Consider the following 22,712-nt stretch of genomic DNA (forward strand, 5'->3'; position numbering starts at 1 on the left):
GGCAGAAACATCGACGCTATTCTGCTTTTTCTACGGTCAATAAACTAGCCCTGCGATAGTGGGGTACGCATGGCGGCAGCACCCTTTAAGGCAGAGTTCGAGCGAGGAGGACGGCTGCAACGCCTGCTGCTAAGGTACATGCAGACTCTATTTTTTCAGGTGGCCCAGGGGGGAGCCTGCTTCCGCCGCCATAGCATTGAAGAACGATTAGCGCGGTGGCTGCTGATGGTGAGCGATCGTATCGATTCGAATGACCTCCCGCTGACTCAAGACTTTATTTCTCAGATGCTTGGCACCCGGAGGTCAGGAGTGACGGTCGCGGCAGGAATCCTGCAAGAGGCAGGACTCATCCGCTATGGGCGAGGCAGAATTACGATAGTTGATCGCGAACATTTAGAAGAAGCAAGCTGTGAGTGTTATGGCCTGATCAAAGCGATGAGTGGGCGATCGCTGCTCATTGCGTGCGAGTAGTTTCGCCCCTTATGTACTCCATAATCGGCACCACGGCTCTGTTAACCCCGTTAGCACTGCAGGCTTGAGCAGGTATCCTGCTCCACACAGCAACTTGGGAACCATAAAAGAAGCCCCTCACAAAGCAATTTGGAGGGGCTTAAACGTGTCAAAGGAAAATAACAATGGTTGAACAAATCAAAATCGATGCCTCTGTCATTCCCTTCATGATTCCCAAATATCATCTTGGTCAGAAAGTCCAAGCAGAGAAGGAGGTTGGCTACGTCATTGGAGTAAAGCGAGAGAAGTACGCGTGGTCCTACTGTGTCGTGGAGGGAACACAGCCTACCAACGACAGCAATGAAGAATGGTATGAAGAACACAATCTATCAGTAGTGGAGTAGTGAGCTTCTGCTCCATAAGGCAGTTAACCAACTCAAAACCCGCATTCTCTCGTTCAGATGCCCCCTGATGACAAACGAGAGAATGCGGGTTTCAAACTATCACCTTTCGGTTATATAGTCCTTTTCTAGTCCTGAGTGAAATTATGGCTCAGATTGACTAAATTTAATCCTTCAGAGGTAATTCCATCCTTCTGAGGTTCTTCGATCACCGTGGCATCGTCGCAGCCGATGATCGCACAATTCCTTTGAATTTCTAGGGCGAGCGTATGCAGAGCGATCGCCGTTGCAATGCTATCGAGCATTCCCGCTTCTCTCAACCACAGCCGGATCATTCCCTGATTGGTTAACACATCGGCTTCTCGTACTACTGACATCACTTCCTCCGCTCAAATTGAAGATGCTTTGATAAAAACAGCTCTATGTCTGTTATCCGGCTGCTTACTTGCTCGTGGGTTCGGTCGGTCCTCTCCCTGACGTGTTGAGCGATTTCCATCGCGCCATTGATTCCTAGCATTAGCTTGTCATCAATATGGCCCATCTCTTTGGTCTTAGCGTCTAGTTCATGCTGCGACTGAAAAATCAGTTCGCGCAATTCGGCTTTCATCGTTGCCAAACTCGCTGACATCTTCCAGACGGTTGTACTAGTGGCGATGCAGAACGAGAGAACGGTAAGGAAGAATGCGACGGTTTCAACTTTCAGCATTGGATTGCATTCTCCGCTTATCTGCTGCGTCACCGATAAACATTAGTGTAGGCATCGCCACAGTCAGTGACGCGATCAACGCCTCTTTCGTGCCAAATATCGCGTGATATTGTGGTAAGTTTTCCCACTGCTCAGCCAATAGCACCACATCGTCAGGAGTCACCAGCAAGGGTTCAGAATCCCTTGCGACGTGTTCCATACCATCGCTCGATTGAACGACCGTAGAGCGCCAAATTTCAGCCAGTGTAGCCCCCTTGATAAGGATTTCCTCTGTCCGTCTTAGCGTGCTGCGAGTAATGGTCACCCCTTCGGAAGTGTAAAACATGTGGTTTTGCCCCTTAAGCGCTCGTGTTGTTCGTGAAGTAACCCTGATTGCCTAACTTCGTTAGCAGATCGCCTAACGCTGTATTTCCGCCTCTAGAGCCTGTAATGCTTGCTTTCCCGCCAGGGGTAGCGCCTCTCATCCCTAGCGCACCATTTGTAGAACCTAATGTTATCGCTCCATCAAAAGCGACTCTCAACCCTATAACCCCGGTTGCTGATTTGACTTGTAGTAAATCTGTTGTGGAGCCTGCGTCAGGTTGAATTACTAGAGTTTTGCGAGTGTTGCTAGTAGCGTAAGTGTTTAACGAGGTTATTTGAGACTGCAAATCATCAATTAAATCGAAAATAACTTGGTTGGATTGTTCAAACTCTGTAGTCGTTATAAAACTGCTATGGCTAAACGCCGCTAAATGCTGAGCTAGTAAATTTGCCGCTACTCCAGAATCTTCTTTGCTCGCTAAAGTTTGCTGTGTACTTACTACTGATTGACTCAAACTAGCGAGATTTTGATTGGTAGTTGCAATACTAGCGGCATTGGCAGCAATTTGTTGATCGATCGCGGTTAGGTCTACGGATGCATTAGATTGCAGCTCCACCCATTCGATCGCGCCGTTGTCATCGGCAAATCTAAGTGATTGACCTGTAAGCGGCTTACTAGAGGGAAATTTAAGGTTATAGTTCTCAGTTAAACCTTTAACAAATAACTGAATGAACTTGTCACCCTTGTCTAACAACCGCAGAATTAGAAATCTACTCATGTCACTTATAGATCACGACCTTATAGAATCCCTCTAGCGGCTCTAGTGGGCTGAAATCAAAAATAAGATTACTGTCATCTGCAATGGTGACATCTGCGACTTCAAAATGTCGCTTATTGCTATCCCAGACATCGTAAGACACGAATTCTTCTTGAAGGTCATGATTTGCAACGAACAAGCCATTCTCTAATTGGTCTTGAGTTACCGTAAAGACTCGCTTTTGCCTGTTCAAGTCGTAACCCTCTAGATAGTCGATTGCTATCGTCCAGTTGATCTTGTAATGCCTAGACCGTCTCACCGCAACGCTAGAAGAATAAAGCCAATTAGGAGATTCACTTAGGTCTAGAATTAACGTCTCTTTGTCACTAAAGAAATGACGCAGGTAGAAAATTTCTTTGACGCCTGCATTCTCTCTACTTCTAGCAATCCATCCTTTCGACACAAAAGGCGTTGGACTGGTCGATAGATTCCTAATTCTAATAACCTGAGCATCCATGGGTAAGGTGTACTGCCAGTCTCTAGTAATAATGCCTTCAAAAAGTGTTGTCCAAGCCATGATTTCTACTATTGACCTTACCGTTACCCGTTACGCTTATTAAGCGAGAAAAAAGCGTCACATTATTTTGTTGTGTTATTTTCTCGCCTAATCAAAGCACGTCCCCACAACTACAGGTAATTCAAGGATTGACTGTCTTTCTTCGTACTCCCCACCCTCTAGGTATTCCTCTAATTCGTCTTCATTTACGGAACGAGGCAACCCATCGCTACCGATAACGCATACAGGAGAAACGTTACCGTAAAGGATGTCCCAAGCCCTAATTAAAGTTTGCTCAAATTCAAAGGAACCCGGAAGGAGGAGAATAGAATCCATTGGTCAAACCTTGTTACTGGACGAGCTGCTTACCTGCGTTGATGATCGTCCATCCAGTAGGTAGCCCAGTCCCTACGGCGTCATCATCAACAAAGGTTGAATAGGATTCTTCGGTTTGTTCTGCACCCGTCCCAACGAGGATCAGCTTTCGCGCTCGCTGAGGTCGAGGGAAGTTTGTGCCCGTGACGTAATCCTTCTCGGTCGCTACGCAGTCCTGGATACCTAAATTAGCTCGATCCGCGCCAATCGCGGTATAGGTAGCAAGCGGCATTTTCCACGCATACTTGACAGTATCCACCTCAACAAAAACCGCTTTAGTCTTGGTGCTAGAGCGTTGCGGCTTGACGAATGGCGAGCTGAGATTCCATTTTGCAGCCAACAAAGTAGCCCTCTGCTCAATTGAGTAGTAAGAATTGGTCCCACCCTTGGAAGCTCTACCAGGTTTCGGTGTGTTTGCACCAAAGACCAACTTGGCCGTACCTTCTGCCGCAGCAACTTGACCTAGAGCCGTACGCGCCGCCGCTTCGGTATTGGTCAAGAATCCATACTTGATTGTTGCACCCGTGAACGGCGTTACCATTACCCGATCACGAGACTTACGCGGATTGCCCATCTGAGATGACCTCTCTAAAAAACCAGCAAGAATAGTAAAACTATGTCTACATTACCCGCTAGAGTCAAATTCGCAACACCTTACGTGGAAAGGGTTTTGCTCGTTTGTGCGTGTATAACCCTATGGGTTATGAGTTCTCAAAGTAGTTCAGAGCTGACTTGAAGATTGCAATATCGGGTTACTTCAAAACTGGACTTTCGGGAGGTTCTGAGTCGTGATACATTTCCAACTTCTGCGTAAAATTAGCGTATCCCTTCCCCTCAAGGTCTACGTAATCGGGATCTGTGCCGTCCGTCTGACGAGTCAGCAGAGTGGCATAAGCGGGAAAGACTCTAATCGTGTCCTTCTTTAACTTGATATTTCTGTCCTTCTCTTCTGTTATGGACAGCGTTAGAATCTCCGTTGTCGATAGCGTCAGCAGTTTTCTGAGGGTGCTTTCGGCTTCACTCGGACTAGCCCCGTAAACTGCCATCTGACGCCCGTTCTTGAGGTTTGCTGTACAGCGATACTTCCCCCATTCAAACGGCGTCATCGCTAGTTTGATTTGTTCCCATGTCAAGCCTATTTTGACGTCTGGAATGTTGTAATTGACCGTCTTGATCAGGTTCCCCTCAACACTCCGATAAGGGGGTTTCTCCTTCCCTCTGAACGTCACCGATAGTTTACGGACGTGAGGATTGGCCTTGACGTAATCGATCAGGGGATACCCTACAAACTGCCCAATTTCACGATTACGAACGAGTTTGCCCGTTCCAAGAATATTCGTCGCGATCGGCTTGAGTTCACTGGCTCTACCCCGCAGGACGATAGATTCATCGTCGTTTCGCTGATCCGGCTGGAGTTCTATCAGCTTCTCTTTCCCGGCGTGTGCCACAGCAGCAAGCTTACTCGCCTTGAAGGCTTCCTCAATGCCAAACGTCACGACATATAGCGCTTCAAATACAGAATCCTCTACTCCTTCTTTTAATCCTGTTAGAAAAGCCTTTAAAGTCGCATCAGGGACGCTCTCAATTTTCTTCTCGATTTGATCGCTAATAATCCAGGGTTCTTTGTACTCGTTGATTGGTTTTGCACCAAATAGCCTTAAACGCCTCATGGTCAGCATCGCCTGAATCATCGCGCTCTCACCGGCTTTCGTGACGGCAGTGTTCACGAGTCCTAGCAGTTTAGAGCGCAGCTCCTCCCCTCCCTCTTCTGCCAGCTTCAGTAGAACGTGTCCGGCGATAATTGGAAATTTGAATGTCGCGGCCCCGGCGATGGCGATCGAGCCTAACCAGACCGCGCCACTTCCCACTAATTCACCGAGCGACGTGACGACCGCTAGACCGTTTTGCTTGATCTGGTTTTGCAGCATGGCATCAGTTTGCGCCCAGTCATAGGTGTAGATCGTCAAAATCGCAGACATGAACCACTGGCTTAATTTGCTCAGTGCCCATCCTCCGATGCTGACGATCGCACTGAGGGCAAACCCTAGAAGCTTTTTCCCCGTGTTAAAGATAAAGTCTAAAATGCCTCCTCCCCCGGTCCCTCCACCCGTGGACAAGTCCCCGTCTTGCTCACGAGTCAACGCGCCGTAAATGTCGATAACCTTCTCACCGGCGATGTCTCTGGCTACCTTACTGAACAGTTGCGAGCGCGTGAGCGTGAGCAATCCCGTAGTCATAACCCCTCTACCTCCTTTCTGTGGAATCGTTTGGTGCTAGTGTTCCACTCGCTATTTAATTGAAAGACACTCACCCGTCCGTCTGGTCGGTAGGGCTAAGGTAGCTCGTTTTGTCCCTAGCTTTAGGTGTGGCGTCACCTGGATTTTTTAACCCTGCGGGGATTTCGTTGAGGTACTGAATGAACTTGTCCCAGTCATCATCACTTTCCGCAATTTCTTCCTTAATTTTGTCCCCGTCTAATTTCCCGGCGAGTGCTTTTTTGGTCACGGCGGCGCGGGTCATGCCGGTAACAATGAGCAACTGATTGAGCTTAGAGATGATGTCGTTATCGTCCGACTCTTTCAGCACAATCGATTGAATGTCTACCTCGGATTTCTCTAGAAATCCCTTCACTGACTTACTACGCGGATCAATGGGGAGCTGTAACTTTTTACTGCCCGTCTCAAACTTGAATCCTAAAAAGTCACTGATTGCCCGGAGATAGTCTACGGCGAGGCTGATTTGTGCTTTATTTTGGACGGTTTCACCGACGTTTTTGATGGCAACCTCAGAGATTAGGTCCGTATCACTATCAAGTGACAGCAGCAAACCAACAATTTCGCTGATTGCTTCTGATAGATTCTCAATCTCAATCAGCTTCTCTGTACCCGTAGCGTCTTTGTACTTGATGTTTAGGGGATAGTAACCTAATGCGCTATCGAGCTGCTTAAACTGCCAGTTTTGGAAGTCTACGAGAGTGTCAATCTTCTCTGTGGTTTCCGTCTCATCCTGTTTTAGATGAATTTTTGTGGGCACTGTCGCCGGTAGCCGATGCAATCCAGCGTGATAGAAGCTAGGCACTAAGCTATTGCGGGTTAAATCGATTAAATCCCAGGATGCTGTAGGAATTGCGTTGCCATCGGCATCGTACAAAATCTGACTCAGACCTTTTAATCCAGTCGCAAAGTCACCTTTGTAATAAGGAATTTCTGGATCAAGTCCCTCGGGTCGGTCCCCGCTAAACCAAATCACCCCACCCAGAATGTTATAAACACGCTTCAAAAGATCTTCGTTCGGTTCTGACCGGCTGCATTGGGCACTCGCCAGGGCGAAGAGTTGATCGCTTAGCGCCTGGTAGATGGCAGCATCGGATTGCAGAACCTGAATAGTCTGGAGATCAAAATCGATTTCTTTAACAGACTTGCCATTCACAATCTTCGTGCAGGACTTAAAGATTTTCATCGCCACGGGGCTGTACTGGACCTCATCATCGGCTTTAAGTTCGTTTACATCCCCTCTTAGACCGTCCAGAGCGGCTAACGCATTCGCTAAATTCCCCAGCACGTCATTGTTTCCGGTGCGAAACTCTAAGCAACACTCAACCTGCCTAGTCGCAATTCTCGCGAGTGTGGGCGGAATGCCTGCCAATGGCTGTAAGAGGTTTGAAACAGCTCCGATCGCTTGCAATATAGATGAATAGTCAGGTCTGGGAATGACCGGCTGAGTGGTAGGAATCCGAGCGATCGAGGCTTTAAGGTCGGTTAATTGGCTCTGAATTGGGCTTAAATCGACTCTTGGGGCCGTGGTAGGAATCCGAGCGACGGATGCTCTAAGGTCGGTTAATTGGCTCTGAATTGGGCTTAAATCGACTTTTCCAGCCGTGGTAGGAATTCTCGCCACGGATGCCTTAAGGTCATTTAGTTGGCTCTGTACGGGGCTTAAATCGACTTTTCCAGCCGTGGTAGGAATTCTCGCCACGGATGCCTTAAGGTCATTTAGTTGGCTCTGTACGGGGCTTAAATCGACCTTCTGACCGCTTGAACTGCCGAGCCGGTCTAATTGGCTTTGAATCACTCCTAACTTGCTGTCTAGGGGTGACAAGTCTACTTTCTGCCCATTCTGGCTACCAGCTCCGAGATTTCGGAGCTGCCCTTCAATGCGATCTAGTCTCAAATCTAGCTCTGTATAGTTGAACCGTCGCAACGTCTCTTTAATTGCGGTCTGTTCGCGAACTAGCAAAGCAAGCCGATCATTTTGAATTTTCATCAAATCATAGGCCGCTTTGCTGTCTCTCCCTTGCTGATTCAAGGCGATCAGCTGCGTTTTTTGGGCCTCGATCGCCTTGAAAATCTCATTGGCTGAAAGCATGTCGAAAATCAAGCCGATGATCGGTAGCACCTTCAGAAGCGTTCCTGAAATTTTGCCCAGAACACGAACAGCCGGGATAACATCATCTGCCATCCTGCCAACGTTTCGAGAAGTTTCTAAAGCAGTTCCTAGCGCGCTCGACGCGGTACGCTGTACCCCTTTTATATCTCCAACGATTCTACGCAAGTATTGCCCCGCAGAATCGATCGACCGACCGATAGGCCGCAGCCAACCGGATAGAACGCGATCGGCAGCTCTGAACCCGTCGCTTAATGCCCTAGACAGTGGCTTAAAAGCGATTTCATCAATCGACTTTGCAACCGGCTTTAGAATCGACTTATCGAATGTGTTAACGATCGGATCGATGATCCACTTTTTAAAGAACCCGTCTGGTTTCTTGACGAAATCCTTTACCTTTTGATCGTTAACTACATCTGTAACGGGCTTGATCTGCTTCTCTAAATTCTTCCTAATTACGTCTAGATTGTCACCTACGCCGCTTTTCTTGTATAAGTCCTCAAACGCTTTTTTCGTTGCCTCAAAGTCACCCGTCATTTTTTGGCGGATATTATCACTTAACTCTTGAAGCGTTAAGCCATTATCAGGCATGTGTTTCTATTCCTATTTGCTTTAAGTGCTAGTCTCTGCACACACAAGTGAACCGTTTTCTATCATCGCTAACGATTTTCAGGCATTCATTAGAACATTGGTCGCAGTCTACGCGAATGTTTTGCGGCTCTGACAGAAATGTTTGCTCGAATATTTGCTCATAAGTGCCATCAATCGACGATTCGACCGCTATTTTCCAAGTCGTTCCTCCTATCGCCCCTCCAAATTCTTTCCTGTTTCCGTTCTCATCTATTACCCATTTCTCTAGAATTTCAGTTTCACCGTAAGTTTGGCCTGAATATATCGGCTGGCTGTAGCTTTCAAGGAATCCGATGTCCTCTTGGTAGGGTACGTCGATTTGTTCCCACTGATCGGTTGTTTCGTTGTAGATGTAGTCGTAGCTGATACCGTCTACCGTGATTGTCCAGAAATTTCTAGAGATTCCATTAGGATCTATCCCCTGAAGCACTAGGCGCAAATTGCTAGGCGCTCCATACACATAGAAGCTAGAGATCAACGGGTTTCCCTCGATGTCTAGCTCCACCCAATAGGTATTAGGTCCACCGGCTGCGGAGTTGTATTGCTTCTGTTTGTACCGATAGAAGAATTCGTAATACTGGTAAGGATTCAGCTCACCCCCTTGAGCATCAGGGGGTGAGAGATAGACCTTGATCGGCGTCAGGTCGGTTTTGAAAGCTGCGGGTGCTTCCGTGTTCTGTGGGTTCCACTCCACAACGGCTGCGTCTTTTCCGTCGCACCCTTGATAGATAAGCTGTCTAGGCATTAGATCACACTATCCGGGTCAAATTCTGCCGGCGTAGTGTCTGCCGTGTAGACAGTTACCGAGTAGTCATAGCCAATTTTCTGACTGTTGCCACGGACCACAAAGGTTTTTCTAGGGTTGCCTACCTCAATCCCGCTTTCCTCATCGGTATCCGCAGTTGTGAAGGTTCGAGCGAGTTTGAGAATTGCCCCGAAAACCTTGTCTGGGTCGCTCATGCTGGCTGCATTATCCAGGCCAGCGCTGGCGAGGGCATCAAACGGAATTATTAGAGCTGGGGCCGTGGGGGAAGCGGTGATCGATTGCGTTGAATCAATCACCGTTGCTGTCGAGCCGAAGTAAGAAGTAATCACGGGTTGGGTCATGGGGAAGCTCCAAATCTAAAACAGACTCATCAAGAGTAGCTTCAGATAAGGGTTTTGGCGCAATTAGCCATGACAAATCGACACCGCGATCGCAAAATGACGAGCGGCTCTGACTCTGAAAGAAGTAAATGTCTACTGCGAATAAAGTTCTTTACTAGCAAATAAAGTTGTAGATCGTAGAGGGACAGACGGTTTAGGACTTTGAATGCTCATTCACGTCTGCCTGATCTTTCGCCAGATTCTCAAATTGTTCGGGATACCTCTTTAGCAATACTTCTGGTAAGTTTTCACAGTCTCGATTAGGGTCAACTTCAATATTTTTGGGCAATTTGACCCTGCACAATAACGGCTGCTCTTTTACTTCTAGCTGTTGTAGGGTGAGTGAGTTTGTTTGGCTTAAATCCACGGTAAATAGGATAGCACTGCGGAGGTCGGCACCGCCGAGGTCGGCACGGCTGAGCCTGGCACCGCTGAGCCTGGCACCGCTGAGGTTGGCACCGTTGAGGTTGGCACCGTTGAGCCTGGCACCGCTGAGGTTGGCATAACTGAGGTCGGCATAACCGAGGTTGGCACCGATGAGGTTGGCACCGATGAGGTCGGCACCGCTGAGGTCGGCACCGTTGAGCCTGGCAAAGCGGAGGTCGGCACCGCTGAGGTCGGCACCCTTGAGGTTGGCACCCTTGAGGTCGGCACCACTGAGGTTGGCACCGCTGAGGTCGGCACCGCTGAGGGATAGCAAAGCTTGAAATTGTTTCGGCTCTGTATCTTCTTGCCCTTGCTCATCCTCTTTCTGCTTCCTTATCAGTCCTGTATCGTAAAGAAATAGCAGAATGCTGCCCTTGCGTTCTCCATCTGTACGGTTCCGGTCTTCATAATCCGTGAACCTTCGGAATATTGACAACGTTCTAGCACGAATAACATCCATGCCTGCATCGAGCAGATCCTGTTGTCCCTTCTTGAGCATACCTCTCGCCTTTTGTTTGGCTAGAATACTCAAACTCTTGCCAACCAATAGGTCTGAGATGCTATTTATGTAGGCTTCTATCGCGTCGTCACGCTGCCTATCTTCAGCTCTGTCCTTTTCTGCTTGTGCTTGTTCCTCAGCTCTGTCCTTTTCTGCTTGTGCTTGTTCCTCAGCTCTCTTTTTGGCGGCGGCTTCCGCTTTCTTCTCAACCTCTTCTCTAGCAGCTTTTGCCTGTTCCTGTGATGACTGGAACACGAAGCCAAGAACCGCTAAAGTTGCAGGAGCAAGAAGCAAACTCATCCAATCCCAAAGCGTTTTGGACGGCTCAGTTTTAATTGTGGTGGTTGTTTTGGTGGTCTTGCCGTTTGCTTCTTCTATAGCTACCTGAGATTTCTCCTCACTTGTTGCCATACCGACCCAGTCCCCAGGGATTGGAAATTTGGAGAGGATCACTGCAACCGTAATCACAACCAATCCGACAACCACCAAATAGATGCCAGTTCTGTTCCTTGGCGTTTGAGGGGAAACCTCAGTCACAGAGTTCTCAGTTACAGGCTCCTGGTTTTGTTCTCTGCCATCTTCTAAAGGCGGCTTGACTGGTTCTTGTGAACTATCCGCGTCTCTCATTGCTCGCTCCTCCCAGCAGTGCAGCCACAAATTTTCCTGTAAGAAGATCATATGGATCAACTTATTCAGCTTTTATAGTTTTATATAAAAGCTGTTAGGAAATTGCGTGTCTGGTCACGTCTACTGCAAAATTAGTTGCATACCGCAAAGGATAAAGAGGTTTAAGCCCTCTAAAAGCTTGACAGCACAAAACTTTGTTCTTCCATGCTTTTGAAGCAAATACGGAAGAAACAAAGCCACAACCATTTTGGGTAAAGGAATTTATTTGCGGTTTACAGTAAATGCGGTTATTTCAGCTTCACTTGAACCGGAGCTACGGTGTCAATCAGCAAAGTTTGAGGCTGAAAGTTTTTAGGGATATCGAAATACAGTTGTATCGTTCGCTCTTCGCTGGGAAAAAATGTTTCTCCTACTCGTTATTACCCGACGAGTTTAGTATTTAGGATCGTGCTTGTGAAGCAGAGCAGATAGCGATTGCAAGTCCACATCGAGCGAGTTTCGAGTGTCTTTAAACAACTATTCAGAAACAACCATTCAACAAATTCATCTAATCGGGCAAGGCAAAGTTGAGCATTCGCCCATCTACTCTCATCTGCTTGAGCAAACGGCTTCTCAGCAATTCGTTTAGCGGATCGGTGAAGCGTCACTAACTCTTCCGTCCATCTTTCGCGCTCCTCTCGACCGGACGCAAGTAGGGCTTCAGCAGCGACTCCAATCAATTCTTCGCCTTCGCGAGATAAGGTGTTAGAAATTACGTTGAGTGCTTGTGGCTGTGGATCGGCAATCAATTGCTTCAAGGGCCGATAGAGGATTGACATCCAAGTATCTGAAACTTGATTTGCGTTCAATTTACCCGATTGAACAAAGGGCTTCAAGAGTTCCACCGCAGTTGATCGCGCCCAACTTCCAACAATGGGCCCACTCGCTTGACATACAACCTGTTTTAAAGTTGCATTAGACAAATTACCAGGACTTACCTGAACCATTTGTTGAAAAATTGAGAGGCGGAGGGCTTTCAATTTTTCGCTGTTTTCAGGTCGCACATTTTCTTGAATCCGAATCTGATAGATCCATTCTGCAAAGGCGTAAAGCTGTTCTAACAACGGCAAATTTTCGAGTAGTCGGTAGGAGCGCTGCCATGTGAGTGAACGACTGCGTAGTGGTGAAAGATTAAAGGCTGCGATCGCACGTAATCCAGGAATATCGCTTTGCAACAGCGCGATGACGAGCGCTTCATTGGGTTGAAAACCGCGTTGATCTAATTCCAACGCGGCCAGTACGGACTGAACTAGCCGCGATAAGCGATACCGGATTGACCAAGCTTGGTATTTTTCTCTATCTTCGGCAGCTAATGCATCTAGTAACGCTAGTAACGCTGAAAGAATAGGCACTAACCGGCTCGGCTCGACCTTTAAAAAAACTTCTGCGGCTGCCTGAACACCTTGGTCGTTCAGACAAGGCGTCCAACTATGAGGGTCAGTGTGAAAAAAAAGAACGTGCGCTTGTCGTATTGTCTCCTCAAACGAGCCTTGCACGGTATCAACAATCGTCAATGCTTCCATCTGGTGGCTAGAATTAAAGGCTGCGATGAACGGCAATGAATATGATTCTTCCAGTAGATGGAGGTGCAATTGAGCCATCAAACCATTACAACTGACCTTACAAACTTGTTCTAAGTAGTGCGAGTGCAATTCATCGACCAGATGCCTTAGCCAATGACTGAAATCTGACCATTGACCGCTAAACATTGCTCGATCGAGAGACGTTAACGTCTTGGCAAATTGAGTGATCGCAGCTTTGAGATGATCGCTTGCCTCTGAAGTCACGACAAAATCATCGTTTTCATCAAGCAGTCCCTGTTCTCTCAAATAGTCAGCCAGATCAGTTTGCTCTAGAGCCAGCGATTGGTTTTGAAGCAGCAGCGCAAAAAACGCCTTGGCATCAGAAAGCGACGCGAGTCCGAACCGAGGAGCAATCGAGGAATTATTTTTCTCAATTGAGGAAAATAACTGTACAGTTTCCCAAGTCGCGCTATCGTTTGGATGAATTAACTGTTCAACGTAGCAGTAAACATTAGGCAGAATGTCAGCTGGAATTGGGGTGATCAGCAGCGGGTGACGTTTGGTTGCACCTTGAATTGAATTTGACAAGTGATACCCTTGGCAAGCTTTTCCTGCGGTATCAAAGACGAAGATATAGCGATCGTGAAAGATTTGGTCGGTTCCGCCTGCTTTCCTACAAAGATCAAGCAATTGAAAGTTTAGATTCCTCAGAAGAAAATGATGCTTTTGACACGCAGCTTGCAGTTTTTCGGGACCTTCACGGGACGCTGCAGTAGTGTTGGTAACGACAATATACTCAGTCTGCGCTGTACTCACTCGGGCGATAAATTCTGCAATGCCGGATTCATCAAAGAACGGGTCGAGTAAAACAATTCGAGCTGTTGTGGGATTTTTGGCAAGCGTTTGTAACCACTCAGAAAAACTCAAGCGACCAAATTCATCCCCCGTCCAGTCTTTCGGGAAGAATTTTCCACCTGAAGGAACTGGAAACAGCGTTTGTGCAAACTCTCGAGCTTCGTGGGTTGCAATGATCCAAGCAGAAGGAGACTGACTTGAAACAGAAAAGGAAGTGTAGTGAATTTGTTGAATTTCCTGTGCAGCCTCTGCTCGCTCCCGTACCCTTGAATTTCGCTCGCATTCTTGCAGCCATCTCGAGGAAAGGCGCATCTTGGAACTAGCAACTCCTTGATTGAAATTAATCTTCTGTAAAATCAATATAGAGTCTTGGTACCATAATTCTCCTTCACCAGAGTCTAGATCATGCTGCCAAATCGTAGCCGTGACAATTCGGGTAGCTTCAGGTGCAGTAAACGTGACGCACGTAGTCCCAGGTGTGATCACAATCAGCCGCGATCGAGCAAATACAGTAACGCCCTCACTCTGTCCTTGGCACTGAATTAGACAACTCGTACCAATCGGTAGAGTATTCGGCTGAATCTCGATCGTGACTTCGCACTCCTGAGTTACCGTTAGAAGAACCTGAGCAGTTCCATTCTGGTCAAGACTCGGACAGCAAATCCACTCTAAGTTTCCAAGTCGCGCAATATCAGTCGCACAAAAGTTCAATCCCGTTTCTTTGTGTAGATGTAACAGGCATTTCTTGGCTATCTCGTCTCGATCTTGAGCATTCTGACTAGTGGGATGCTCAAAGAGATCGAGCTTTCGCTTGTAGAACAATGTTCCTACAAAAGCAGGGGCGTTTGAGGCAGGACTTGCTAAAGCGATCGACAGCGATTTGGTCAACTGATTATGCCACGCTGTATCCAAAAAAGTGATTGGACACACTTCAAACGATTCAGCAATTTTATGAACTGACCCAGCGAAGCAGAAGTCTTTAAAGGTCCGCTTCGGAATATTGATATCAGCGACAGTACAGGCCTCAGCTAACGAAGCACCTTGGCAAAGCTGTTTTATAACACTCAGAATAGTCTGACCATAGTGCTGAAATGACACTCGGTGAATCTGAAACTTACAGGAATTGGCTTGCCACCGCTTCAAGGATGTAAAGCTCCAAGTATTAAACTTCTCTACTGCTTTAGGAACAATCCATCCAAACAGTAAACGGTGCTCGCGTTTGCCTTGATATTCAATCTCGAGCAACCAAAATGTAAAGGTGCAGAGTTGAGCAGGTTTGGATCTAAAAATACTCGCTAGTCTAGAATCCAAACTCAACGTATCAAGAGATTGCAAAAGATGAGTGATATCGGGAGAAACGCTAGACATATTAAATTCTGAAGGAATGCTGAAGTGCTGAAATGTAGTCGCGAAGCTTACAATAGAGATAATAGAAAAAATTCCAGGTCTTTAGGTATCAATCGGCAAGCTCATCTCCTTGCTGAATACTAAAGAAGAAAAGTATGAAACTTACCTACCATAGAGAACTCGTACTTGTCCGGAGAGGGCTCTTAAGATGCCTTGGGCCCTGAAGGTGCGATTTCCACTAGTACCTATGACTCATAAGCCCAAGGTCGGACCAGAGCCGCGATCGCTGATGACAGAATCTGAAGGCTCACAGCATAGAGCTAAATCTATGGTCGTGGCTTCGAATTCCCCTGAGGGTATATCAAAGAGGAAGCTAGGAATGAGATTCAACTCTCGCTCCTAGCTTCTTTGTATTAGGGGTAGAGGGCGATCGCTACGGTTAGTTGCCGTGCCAAAGTCAGTCTGAAACGTAGTCAAATTCGGCCATCGGCGATAGTAGATGATTGCCCTGGTAGCTGTTGTGCCTCATTCTCTTCGCCACGAGCTTGTAATCTATGCTGTAGGTCAACAATTGCCTAGGGCGTATTACAGGTTGTGAAGATGCAAGGGCGTCCCACCCTCCGAAAGTCGCAATAATTGCATTCACTCAGAAAAGTATGAGTCAGAGAAATGAAACCACGCAGCTCCTAAAGGGCGTTCTTCTACTATTTGGAGTGCATATTCTTGCGCTTTTTGTTGGTGCGATCGTGGCGCAACTGATTTTCTCTGTTGCGCGATCGCTACCTTCCCCGTTTAATAATATTCTTGCGCTTCCAACGTTTGCCTTGATTGGTTGGGGCGTTGCTCAATTGGTCTATGTGATTCGTTAGTGATTTATCTAAACCGCAAACGGCAATTTGGACTCATGAAAGGTGTCATTATTGGAGCCGTATTAACCGCATTCCTAAATGGAGGCTGTTGGATTCTTTTCTTAGGATCTATCAAGTAATTAGAGCGATCGCAACCAAATCACGCGAAACAGACATTCAAATCGCGATCGCTCAAATACAAGGCGACGATCAAACCTTGGCCGGGTCAGAAAAGCGAATCTTGAGATAATCGTCTTCCATTTTGGCTCCAGATGGTTGCAGAGCTGCCAACGCTTGCGGCAGAACCAAATTACGGCGATGATTTCCAATTCGGACATTCAATTCATCACCCGTTTTGCTTAGCTCAACCTGATCCTTAGCGATTCCAGGCAAGTAAAGCTCCAAGCTGTACTGATTTTGATCTTGAACGACTCGTAGTGTTGTTTCTTTGTAATAAATTTGCGTCGGGTCTTCGTTGTCGGGATAGAGCGTTTCTTTTAAGCGATCGAGCGATTCTAAGCCACACATTTCCTTAGAATAAAGCGGCACTTCCTTCACAGGCAACGGTAGAAAATTGTCGTGAATCTCTTGGCGATAGCCCTGCTGCTGTGCCTTCCAACCTTGGAAGAACGGATCGGAAACAGAGTCAGGAATGATCCGGTTCGCAACAACGAGATCAGTGGCAACGTTGTAAAGACTCAGATAAGCATGGGCACGCAGCGATTCTTTAATCACCATTTTTTCGGGGTTCATTACGAGTCGCACGGTAGTTTTGGTGGGGTCAGTCAGAACCTTTTCCAGCGCTTCGATTTGTTCGTAAAACTCGTAAGGCGCGTCCATTACTTCTTTGTCGGGCAGCGAAAACCCGGCGATCGGGCGAAAGATTGGCTCAACTAACGGACGTAACACGACCGAAATCCCCTGAAACGGCTTGTAGAATTTTCGCATGTACCACCCTCCCACTTCCGGTAGACTCAGTAGCCGCAAAGCGGTTCCAGTGGGGGCAGAATCGATGATCAGTACATCAAACTCGCCTTCGTCGTAGTGCCGCTTCATTCGCACGAGTCCAAAAATCTCGTCCATGCCCGGCAGGATGGCTAACTCTTCTGCCTGAACCCCTTCGAGTCCGCGAGCTTGCAAAACTTGGGTGATGTAACGCTTGACGGCTCCCCAGTTCCCTTCAAGCTCCATAAGGGCGTCGAGTTCGGCTCCCCAAAGATTCGGACGCACTTCTCTTGGTTCGTGTCCTAATTCAAGATCGAAGCTGTCAGCTAATGAGTGAGCCGGGTCGGTACTCAATACCAGCGTTCGATATCCTAATTCGGCACAGCGAAGTCCAGTTGCGGCAGCCACCGAGGTTTTACCGACGCCGCCTTTGCCTGTCATGAGGATTACACGCATGGTATCGAGTCCTATATGAGAAATGTTTACATTCTTTAACCCTATTGTCACACACGACTGGAGGATGAGGGAGTAAGGATGAGGGATGAGGTAAAAATTAAAAGACCCCGATCGTGAGATCGAGGTGCTATGAAATCCAAACCGTTGGATTAGGCGTAGAAATTCAGCTTTGAGGCTTCCGCGAAACCTTTCTACCTGTAATTATACACAACCTTCCGTAATATTGCTGAGCCGCGTACCAATCTTTACACTGGCATGGCTTCAGTGTTTACACATTAAAGCGGAATAACAATACATCGCCTTCTTGAACGACGTATTCTTTGCCTTCACTGCGAACCAAGCCTTTTTCTTTGGCTCCTGCCATTGAGCCTGTGGCTACTAAGTCTTTGTAAGCTACGGTTTCGGCACGAATAAAGCCCCGCTCAAAATCTGTGTGAATGACGCCTGCGGCTTGAGGCGCTAACATGCCCGCGTGAATTGTCCAGGCGCGGGTTTCTTTTGGCCCGGTCGTGAAGTAGGTTCGCAGTCCCAACAGTTCGTAAGTCGCGCGGATGAGTGACTTTAGCCCGCCTTCTTCGACGCCTAGCGATTCTAGAAAATCGGCGCGATCGCTCTCTGGCAATTCCACGAGTTCCGATTCAACTTGAGCCGACACCACCACGACTTGAGCGTTTTCTTGAGCGGCGAGCGCTCTCACCTGCTCAACCCATTCGTTACCTGTTGCCAGGTCATCTTCAGAAACATTTGTGGCATAGATAATCGGCTTGCGAGTCAGCAATCCGAGTGGTTTGATCAGATCTTCTTCCTCTTCGGTGAGACTGACTTGACGTGCGGGTTTCCCTTCGTTGAGGACTGGAATCAACTTTTCGAGTGCGCCCGTTTCGATTTGAGCTTCTTTGCTGGTGCGAGACTGCTTCCGGGCACGTTCAATTCGGCGCTCGACTTGATCTAAATCAGCCAGTCCTAGTTCGAGATTGATCACTTCAATGTCGCGCACCGGATCAACCGAGCCGGAAACGTGAATCACGTCGTCATCTTCAAAGCAGCGCACCACATGTACGATCGCATCGACTTCTCGAATGTTGGCGAGAAATTGGTTGCCCAAGCCTTCCCCGCGGCTTGCACCTTTCACTAATCCAGCGATGTCCACAAATTCGACTCGTGCTGGCAAAATCTCGGCTGAGCTAGAAATATTGGCTAAGACTTTTAGCCGATCGTCAGGGACGGCGACAATACCGACATTTGGCTCAATCGTACAGAAGGGATAGTTGGCGGCTTGGGCTTTGGCATTGGCAACCACCGCATTAAATAAAGTTGATTTTCCAACGTTGGGGAGTCCAACAATCCCGGCTCTTAGCATAGTTAGGTAGGTGAGATACAAACGGTTAAACAGGTCCCGGTATGGTTTGAGGGACGGGAGTGGGAACAGGCTCCGGTACAGGCGACGGCACAGGTTCCGGGGCGGGAGAGGGAATGGGTTCCGGTACAGGCGACGGGAACGGATCGGGCTTGGGAAACGGTTCGGGAGTTGGGCTAGGAGCCGGATCGGGAACCGTTGGATCGGGAATGGTCGGCGGATTAACCATAGAATATCCTAACGAATTACTTGACGTTCCTAACCTAGAAAGGAAGTTGGGCGGGAAACATCTGCCCAGAGAGATGCAGGAACGGCGGTTCCGTTAATATCCGTTAAGTTCAATATGCGTGTTGATCATGCTTAATGTTCGCTTGCCACTATTAGAGGCTCTGACCGCTTGCTCCCTCAAATCGCACGCTTCCTTCTATGCGCCAGGGCATAAGCGTGGAGTTGGCAGCGCGATCGCACTCACCCATCTCCTCGGCTCTCAAGTCTTTCAGGCTGACTTGCCCGAATTGCCCGAACTCGATAATTTATTTGCGCCTCAAGGCGTGATTGCCGAAGCGCAAGCATTAGCCGCGCAAACGTTTGGAGCAGACCGAACTTGGTTTCTTGCGAATGGCTCGACCTGCGGAATTATGGCCGCGATCCTAGCAACGTGTGCTCCTGGCGAGAAAATTATTCTGCCGCGCAATGCGCATCAATCTGCGATCGCGGCTCTGATTCTCTCTGGTGCAATTCCAGTGTTTATTCATCCCGAATACGATCCGATCTTAGATCTCGCTCATAGTATTACGCCTGAAACGGTGGCAACTGCGTTAGTGCAGCACCCTGATGCAAAAGCCGTGCTGATGATCTATCCCACGTATTTTGGTGTCTGCGGTCATGTTGAAGCGATCGCAGATCTGACTCACCGATACAACCTTCCATTAATCGTGGATGAAGCTCACGGAGCGCACTTTGCGTTTCATGCTGATTTACCAATGTCTGCACTACAAGCAGGAGCCGATTTAACTGTGCAATCAACGCACAAAACCTTATCAGCCCTGACGCAGGCTTCGATGCTGCATGTTCAGGGAGATCGAATTGATCGCGATCGCGTTTCGCAATCGTTGCAGCTTGTTCAATCGACAAGTCCGAGTTATTTGCTTCTAGCCTCGTTAGACGCGGCACGAGGGCAGATGGCAACTGAGGGACAGGAGTTGATGGATCAGACTCTACGGTTAGCGGATGAAGCGCGATCGCGGCTGCAAGCCATTCCAAAATTAGCAACCCTAAATCCTGAACAGGCAACGACAGCTGGATTCTATGCCCTCGATCGGACTCGATTGACTGTAACGGTTTCTAACTTAGGCATAGATGGATTTACGGCAGACGAAATTCTGCATCAGCAGCTAGATGTAACGGCAGAATTGCCGTCTTTACGGCATGTCACCTTTATTTTTAGTTTGGGCAATACGGAAACAGATGTCGATCGGTTGGTTGCAGCGTGGGAAACGTTGGCAGCAGATGCCTCCAGCCATGCTTCGCAAGGAGCGGATGGGATATCTGTGGGATATGGAAAGTTGTTGAATGAAAAGCAGGCAATGTCTCCCCGTGAAGCGTTTTTTGCTCGAAGCGAAATGATTTCGACCGATCAAGCGTGCGATCGCATCTCTACAGAACTTGTTTGCCCTTATCCACCTGGCATTCCCATTCTGATGCCCGGAGAATTCATTACTCAAGACGCTATCAATGCTTTGCAATACGTTCTTAAATCAGGTGGTTTCATTACAGGGTGTGCAGATCCCATGCTTAAGACATTGCGTGTCGTTCAGTAAATACGTGAACGACAGAAACAGGGTTCTGGCTCTTCCAAGTTCTTTAGAACGGGTAGGTAGTGGTGTAGACCTGTTGATTAGCTTCCATGCTGTGTCATATTACGACACGGTACTACTTCAGATAGTTTTCGCCCATCGCGTTTGTTAATTCAGTTCTCCGCTACTTGATTTTTGATAAGCGTTTATCGTGTTTCAACTTCTATTAGTCCGTTTTGCATAAACATTACTTAATTCACAGAAGCATTTGCTGATTTCGGCTTCTGTTATTCAATTTTCGATAAGCGTTTGTCGATTTCGGCTTCCATTATTTGGGTTCTGCATAAGCATTACTTAATTCAACAGAAGCATTTCTCGATTCAAGTTTTCGTTACTTGATATGCAGAAAGATTCCTTGATTTTGGCGTCGTGTTTCTTAATTTTGGGTCTGCATTCCTCGGCAAAGCGAACTTTAGTCATTTGAGAAAAAAGTTGCAGCTTACCGCTTGTGATGTTTTGATGTCTCCCAATTACGATGAAGGGACTTGACTGCACAACCTTCAACTATTCTCTAAAATTCCACTGAATAAAGCTCTATTTAAGTCAAGACTTACCCCTATGACTTCTCCGCTTTGGTCTTACGTCACCCCTGGCATTCCTGATGATTTATTTGAGAACCTGCCTGGCATTCCGATGAGTCAACGAGAGATTCGGCTGCTCTTGCTCTGTCAACTACGGCTCAAACCCGATTCCGTGTTGTGGGACATTGGAGCCGGAACCGGAACAATTCCGGTCGAAGCAGGTTTATTGTGTCCTGGTGGGCAAATCATCGCGATCGAGCGAGATGAAGATGTGGCTAATCTGATTCGTCGTAACTGCGATCGCTTCGGGGTCAAAAACGTCAGCATCGTTGAAGGCAGCGCTCCCGACTGTCTAAAAACGTTAACCAGCGCTCCCGATCGCGTCTGCATTGAGGGTGGACGGTCCATCAAAGATATTCTCAAAGAAGTGTGGCAGCACCTTAAACCACATGGGCGTGTTGTGGCTACGGCGGCTAACTTAGAAACCCTTTATAAAATTTCAGAAAGCTTCGCTGAACTTCATGCTCGCAACATTGAAGTTGTGCAATCTGCCATTAATCGTTTGGAAACTCGTGGCACAAGTCAAACGTTTGCGGCAGTCGATCCAATTTTCGTGTTAAGTGGAGAGAAAATGAATTGACGGGTTAATACCAATAAAAGTTTAAATATTCATTCAGCATTTACTATTGCTTACAGATCATTGATAAAGTATTCCAAAGCAACCCTTAACCTGCTTAACCTGACATTAATTTTTTGAGAGCAAAGTCGCCGTTGATCAAGTTGAGATTAGACCAAGTTCCCTTCACGCACGGTTAGTTTATATGCCTTGGTCTCGAATTTTTAGTGGAGTTGTCGCGATCGTACTTGCTCTAGCCATGATTCTCATGGGTGGCTGGTATTTCACGGTCTGTTTCGGCATCATTATTTATCTTGGGCAACTCGAATACTTTCAGCTTGCGCGTGCGAAAGGCATTGTCCCCGCTGCCAAAACAACATTAGTCGTCAGCCAAATTTTACTGATCGTCTCAAACTTAAATCCCTCGCTGGCAGATGCTATTTTCCCAGTCGCCGGAACGTTTATCTGTTTCTATCTGCTGTTTCAGCCCAAACTAGCCACGATCGCAGATATTTCCACCTCGATCATGGGCTTGTTCTACTGCGGCTATTTGCCGAGTTACTGGGTGCGGCTGCGATCGCTCGGTCAAGCGGAACTGAGCAACATTCCGCTTGATGGATTCTGGCTCACCTCTTGGCAGGGTTTAGACGCTTTGCCAAAAGGACTGACCCACACCTTTCTCGCCTTTCTCTGTATTTGGGCAGCAGATATTGGCGCTTACTTTATCGGTAAATGGATCGGGCGCACCCGCCTGTCAGATATCAGTCCCAAGAAGACGGTTGAAGGGGCAGTCTTTGGAGTCTCTGCTAGTGTTGCAGTCGGTGTTGCCGGATCGTGGTATCTCGATTGGTCAGGATGGCCAATCACAGGTGTTTTACTAGGCTTATTGATTGGGGTTGCCAGTCTACTCGGCGATTTGACCGAATCGATGATGAAACGCGATGCGGGAGTAAAAGATTCTGGACAACTGATTCCTGGACATGGTGGCATCCTCGATCGCGCGGATAGCTATGTGTTTACGGCTCCGTTAGTCTATTACTTTGTCACGCTGGTCTTACCGCTATTGCCCAATTGAGCCGTAGAAATCCT

At 47.6% G+C, this 22,712-nt stretch carries 22 protein-coding genes; 6 read left to right on the forward strand and 16 right to left on the reverse strand.

What is annotated here, in order from left to right:
• The first annotated feature begins 69 nt into the window (after window positions 1-69).
• Together AC5I6P_RS28310 and AC5I6P_RS28315 are read left to right on the forward strand one after the other, a co-directional pair.
• Window positions 70-471, forward strand: a complete 402-nt coding sequence (locus tag AC5I6P_RS28310; protein WP_495697126.1) for a Crp/Fnr family transcriptional regulator — start codon at window positions 70-72, stop codon at window positions 469-471.
• A gap of 164 nt (window positions 472-635) precedes the next feature.
• On the forward strand, window positions 636-854 hold the full coding sequence (locus tag AC5I6P_RS28315; RefSeq protein WP_495697127.1) for a hypothetical protein: 219 nt from the start codon (window positions 636-638) through the stop codon (window positions 852-854).
• Window positions 855-979: 125 nt separating this feature from the next.
• On the opposite strand, the gene AC5I6P_RS28320 is transcribed toward AC5I6P_RS28315, so the two are convergent.
• The 13 genes from AC5I6P_RS28320 to AC5I6P_RS28380 form a co-directional block, all read right to left on the reverse strand.
• Window positions 980-1,228 (reverse strand): hypothetical protein, encoded by a 249-nt coding sequence (locus tag AC5I6P_RS28320; RefSeq protein WP_495697128.1) that lies wholly within the window; start codon window positions 1,226-1,228, stop codon window positions 980-982.
• Window positions 1,228-1,557, reverse strand: a complete 330-nt coding sequence (locus AC5I6P_RS28325; protein WP_495697129.1) for a hypothetical protein — start codon at window positions 1,555-1,557, stop codon at window positions 1,228-1,230. The genes AC5I6P_RS28320 and AC5I6P_RS28325 overlap by 1 nt, the downstream gene beginning before the upstream one ends.
• Window positions 1,544-1,882 carry a hypothetical protein gene (locus tag AC5I6P_RS28330; RefSeq protein ID WP_495697130.1) on the reverse strand — a complete coding sequence of 113 codons (339 nt, stop codon included), beginning with the start codon at window positions 1,880-1,882 and terminating at the stop codon, window positions 1,544-1,546. Before AC5I6P_RS28330 ends, AC5I6P_RS28325 begins: the two co-directional genes overlap by 14 nt.
• Before the next feature lie 13 nt (window positions 1,883-1,895).
• Complete coding sequence (locus AC5I6P_RS28335) at window positions 1,896-2,639, reverse strand: hypothetical protein (protein WP_495697131.1); 744 nt, start codon at window positions 2,637-2,639, stop codon at window positions 1,896-1,898.
• Between the two features lies 1 nt (window position 2,640).
• Window positions 2,641-3,195, reverse strand: coding sequence for a hypothetical protein (locus tag AC5I6P_RS28340; protein ID WP_495697132.1), 555 nt, complete (start codon window positions 3,193-3,195; stop codon window positions 2,641-2,643).
• Window positions 3,196-3,282: 87 nt separating this feature from the next.
• The gene (locus AC5I6P_RS28345) at window positions 3,283-3,510 is read right to left on the reverse strand and encodes a hypothetical protein (protein ID WP_495697133.1); all 228 of its coding nucleotides are present in this window, start codon (window positions 3,508-3,510) and stop codon (window positions 3,283-3,285) included.
• A gap of 13 nt (window positions 3,511-3,523) precedes the next feature.
• On the reverse strand, window positions 3,524-4,123 hold the full coding sequence (locus AC5I6P_RS28350) for a hypothetical protein (RefSeq protein ID WP_495697134.1): 600 nt from the start codon (window positions 4,121-4,123) through the stop codon (window positions 3,524-3,526).
• 178 nt (window positions 4,124-4,301) lie between these two features.
• Window positions 4,302-5,786: a hypothetical protein gene (locus AC5I6P_RS28355; protein WP_495697135.1), complete on the reverse strand. Its 1,485-nt coding sequence runs from the start codon at window positions 5,784-5,786 to the stop codon at window positions 4,302-4,304.
• A 70-nt stretch (window positions 5,787-5,856) separates the two neighbouring features.
• The gene (locus AC5I6P_RS28360; RefSeq protein ID WP_495697136.1) at window positions 5,857-8,523 is read right to left on the reverse strand and encodes a hypothetical protein; all 2,667 of its coding nucleotides are present in this window, start codon (window positions 8,521-8,523) and stop codon (window positions 5,857-5,859) included.
• 28 nt (window positions 8,524-8,551) lie between these two features.
• On the reverse strand, window positions 8,552-9,307 hold the full coding sequence (locus AC5I6P_RS28365; RefSeq protein ID WP_495697137.1) for a hypothetical protein: 756 nt from the start codon (window positions 9,305-9,307) through the stop codon (window positions 8,552-8,554).
• Window positions 9,307-9,669 carry a hypothetical protein gene (locus tag AC5I6P_RS28370; RefSeq protein WP_495697138.1) on the reverse strand — a complete coding sequence of 121 codons (363 nt, stop codon included), beginning with the start codon at window positions 9,667-9,669 and terminating at the stop codon, window positions 9,307-9,309. Before AC5I6P_RS28370 ends, AC5I6P_RS28365 begins: the two co-directional genes overlap by 1 nt.
• Before the next feature lie 193 nt (window positions 9,670-9,862).
• Window positions 9,863-11,260: a pentapeptide repeat-containing protein gene (locus AC5I6P_RS28375; RefSeq protein WP_495697139.1), complete on the reverse strand. Its 1,398-nt coding sequence runs from the start codon at window positions 11,258-11,260 to the stop codon at window positions 9,863-9,865.
• A 419-nt stretch (window positions 11,261-11,679) separates the two neighbouring features.
• A complete protein-coding gene (locus AC5I6P_RS28380; protein WP_495697140.1) occupies window positions 11,680-15,045 on the reverse strand; it encodes a VPA1262 family protein in 3,366 nt (1,121 codons plus the stop codon).
• A 635-nt stretch (window positions 15,046-15,680) separates the two neighbouring features.
• Between AC5I6P_RS28380 and AC5I6P_RS28385 the strand changes: the two genes are divergently transcribed.
• Window positions 15,681-15,893, forward strand: a complete 213-nt coding sequence (locus AC5I6P_RS28385) for a hypothetical protein (RefSeq protein WP_495697141.1) — start codon at window positions 15,681-15,683, stop codon at window positions 15,891-15,893.
• Between the two features lie 189 nt (window positions 15,894-16,082).
• Here AC5I6P_RS28385 and AC5I6P_RS28390 read toward each other — a convergent pair whose 3' ends face one another.
• From AC5I6P_RS28390 to AC5I6P_RS28400, 3 genes are all read right to left on the reverse strand, one after another.
• Window positions 16,083-17,273 carry a TRC40/GET3/ArsA family transport-energizing ATPase gene (locus tag AC5I6P_RS28390; RefSeq protein WP_495697142.1) on the reverse strand — a complete coding sequence of 397 codons (1,191 nt, stop codon included), beginning with the start codon at window positions 17,271-17,273 and terminating at the stop codon, window positions 16,083-16,085.
• A 268-nt stretch (window positions 17,274-17,541) separates the two neighbouring features.
• Window positions 17,542-18,633 carry a redox-regulated ATPase YchF gene (ychF, locus tag AC5I6P_RS28395; RefSeq protein WP_495697143.1) on the reverse strand — a complete coding sequence of 364 codons (1,092 nt, stop codon included), beginning with the start codon at window positions 18,631-18,633 and terminating at the stop codon, window positions 17,542-17,544.
• 25 nt (window positions 18,634-18,658) lie between these two features.
• Window positions 18,659-18,859, reverse strand: coding sequence for a hypothetical protein (locus AC5I6P_RS28400; RefSeq protein WP_495697144.1), 201 nt, complete (start codon window positions 18,857-18,859; stop codon window positions 18,659-18,661).
• Between the two features lie 127 nt (window positions 18,860-18,986).
• Here AC5I6P_RS28400 and AC5I6P_RS28405 point away from each other — a divergent pair, with 127 nt between their 5' ends.
• The 3 genes from AC5I6P_RS28405 (at window position 18,987) to AC5I6P_RS28415 (ending at window position 22,698) form a co-directional block, all read left to right on the forward strand.
• The gene (locus AC5I6P_RS28405; protein ID WP_495697145.1) at window positions 18,987-20,450 is read left to right on the forward strand and encodes an aminotransferase class I/II-fold pyridoxal phosphate-dependent enzyme; all 1,464 of its coding nucleotides are present in this window, start codon (window positions 18,987-18,989) and stop codon (window positions 20,448-20,450) included.
• A 594-nt stretch (window positions 20,451-21,044) separates the two neighbouring features.
• The gene (gene cbiT / locus AC5I6P_RS28410) at window positions 21,045-21,647 is read left to right on the forward strand and encodes a precorrin-6Y C5,15-methyltransferase subunit CbiT (protein ID WP_495697146.1); all 603 of its coding nucleotides are present in this window, start codon (window positions 21,045-21,047) and stop codon (window positions 21,645-21,647) included.
• Between the two features lie 181 nt (window positions 21,648-21,828).
• Window positions 21,829-22,698, forward strand: a complete 870-nt coding sequence (locus AC5I6P_RS28415) for a phosphatidate cytidylyltransferase (protein ID WP_495697147.1) — start codon at window positions 21,829-21,831, stop codon at window positions 22,696-22,698.
• Window positions 22,699-22,712 lie beyond the last annotated feature (14 nt).

It is taken from the genome of Myxacorys sp. (genome assembly GCF_059501405.1).

Coding starts and splice junctions, on each gene's coding strand:
- AC5I6P_RS28390 (WP_495697142.1), bottom strand. CDS start 17,273: ATGCGTGTAATCCTCATGACAGGCAAAGGCGGCGTCGGTAAAACCTCG.
- AC5I6P_RS28385 (WP_495697141.1), top strand. CDS start 15,681: ATGAGTCAGAGAAATGAAACCACGCAGCTCCTAAAGGGCGTTCTTCTA.
- cbiT (WP_495697146.1), top strand. CDS start 21,045: ATGACTTCTCCGCTTTGGTCTTACGTCACCCCTGGCATTCCTGATGAT.
- AC5I6P_RS28335 (WP_495697131.1), bottom strand. CDS start 2,639: ATGAGTAGATTTCTAATTCTGCGGTTGTTAGACAAGGGTGACAAGTTC.
- AC5I6P_RS28405 (WP_495697145.1), top strand. CDS start 18,987: ATGCTTAATGTTCGCTTGCCACTATTAGAGGCTCTGACCGCTTGCTCC.
- AC5I6P_RS28345 (WP_495697133.1), bottom strand. CDS start 3,510: ATGGATTCTATTCTCCTCCTTCCGGGTTCCTTTGAATTTGAGCAAACT.
- AC5I6P_RS28400 (WP_495697144.1), bottom strand. CDS start 18,859: ATGGTTAATCCGCCGACCATTCCCGATCCAACGGTTCCCGATCCGGCT.
- AC5I6P_RS28360 (WP_495697136.1), bottom strand. CDS start 8,523: ATGCCTGATAATGGCTTAACGCTTCAAGAGTTAAGTGATAATATCCGC.
- AC5I6P_RS28375 (WP_495697139.1), bottom strand. CDS start 11,260: ATGAGAGACGCGGATAGTTCACAAGAACCAGTCAAGCCGCCTTTAGAA.
- AC5I6P_RS28415 (WP_495697147.1), top strand. CDS start 21,829: ATGCCTTGGTCTCGAATTTTTAGTGGAGTTGTCGCGATCGTACTTGCT.
- AC5I6P_RS28330 (WP_495697130.1), bottom strand. CDS start 1,882: ATGTTTTACACTTCCGAAGGGGTGACCATTACTCGCAGCACGCTAAGA.
- AC5I6P_RS28310 (WP_495697126.1), top strand. CDS start 70: ATGGCGGCAGCACCCTTTAAGGCAGAGTTCGAGCGAGGAGGACGGCTG.
- AC5I6P_RS28355 (WP_495697135.1), bottom strand. CDS start 5,786: ATGACTACGGGATTGCTCACGCTCACGCGCTCGCAACTGTTCAGTAAG.
- AC5I6P_RS28350 (WP_495697134.1), bottom strand. CDS start 4,123: ATGGGCAATCCGCGTAAGTCTCGTGATCGGGTAATGGTAACGCCGTTC.
- AC5I6P_RS28340 (WP_495697132.1), bottom strand. CDS start 3,195: ATGGCTTGGACAACACTTTTTGAAGGCATTATTACTAGAGACTGGCAG.
- AC5I6P_RS28325 (WP_495697129.1), bottom strand. CDS start 1,557: ATGCTGAAAGTTGAAACCGTCGCATTCTTCCTTACCGTTCTCTCGTTC.
- ychF (WP_495697143.1), bottom strand. CDS start 18,633: ATGCTAAGAGCCGGGATTGTTGGACTCCCCAACGTTGGAAAATCAACT.
- AC5I6P_RS28315 (WP_495697127.1), top strand. CDS start 636: ATGGTTGAACAAATCAAAATCGATGCCTCTGTCATTCCCTTCATGATT.
- AC5I6P_RS28380 (WP_495697140.1), bottom strand. CDS start 15,045: ATGTCTAGCGTTTCTCCCGATATCACTCATCTTTTGCAATCTCTTGAT.
- AC5I6P_RS28320 (WP_495697128.1), bottom strand. CDS start 1,228: ATGTCAGTAGTACGAGAAGCCGATGTGTTAACCAATCAGGGAATGATC.
- AC5I6P_RS28365 (WP_495697137.1), bottom strand. CDS start 9,307: ATGCCTAGACAGCTTATCTATCAAGGGTGCGACGGAAAAGACGCAGCC.
- AC5I6P_RS28370 (WP_495697138.1), bottom strand. CDS start 9,669: ATGACCCAACCCGTGATTACTTCTTACTTCGGCTCGACAGCAACGGTG.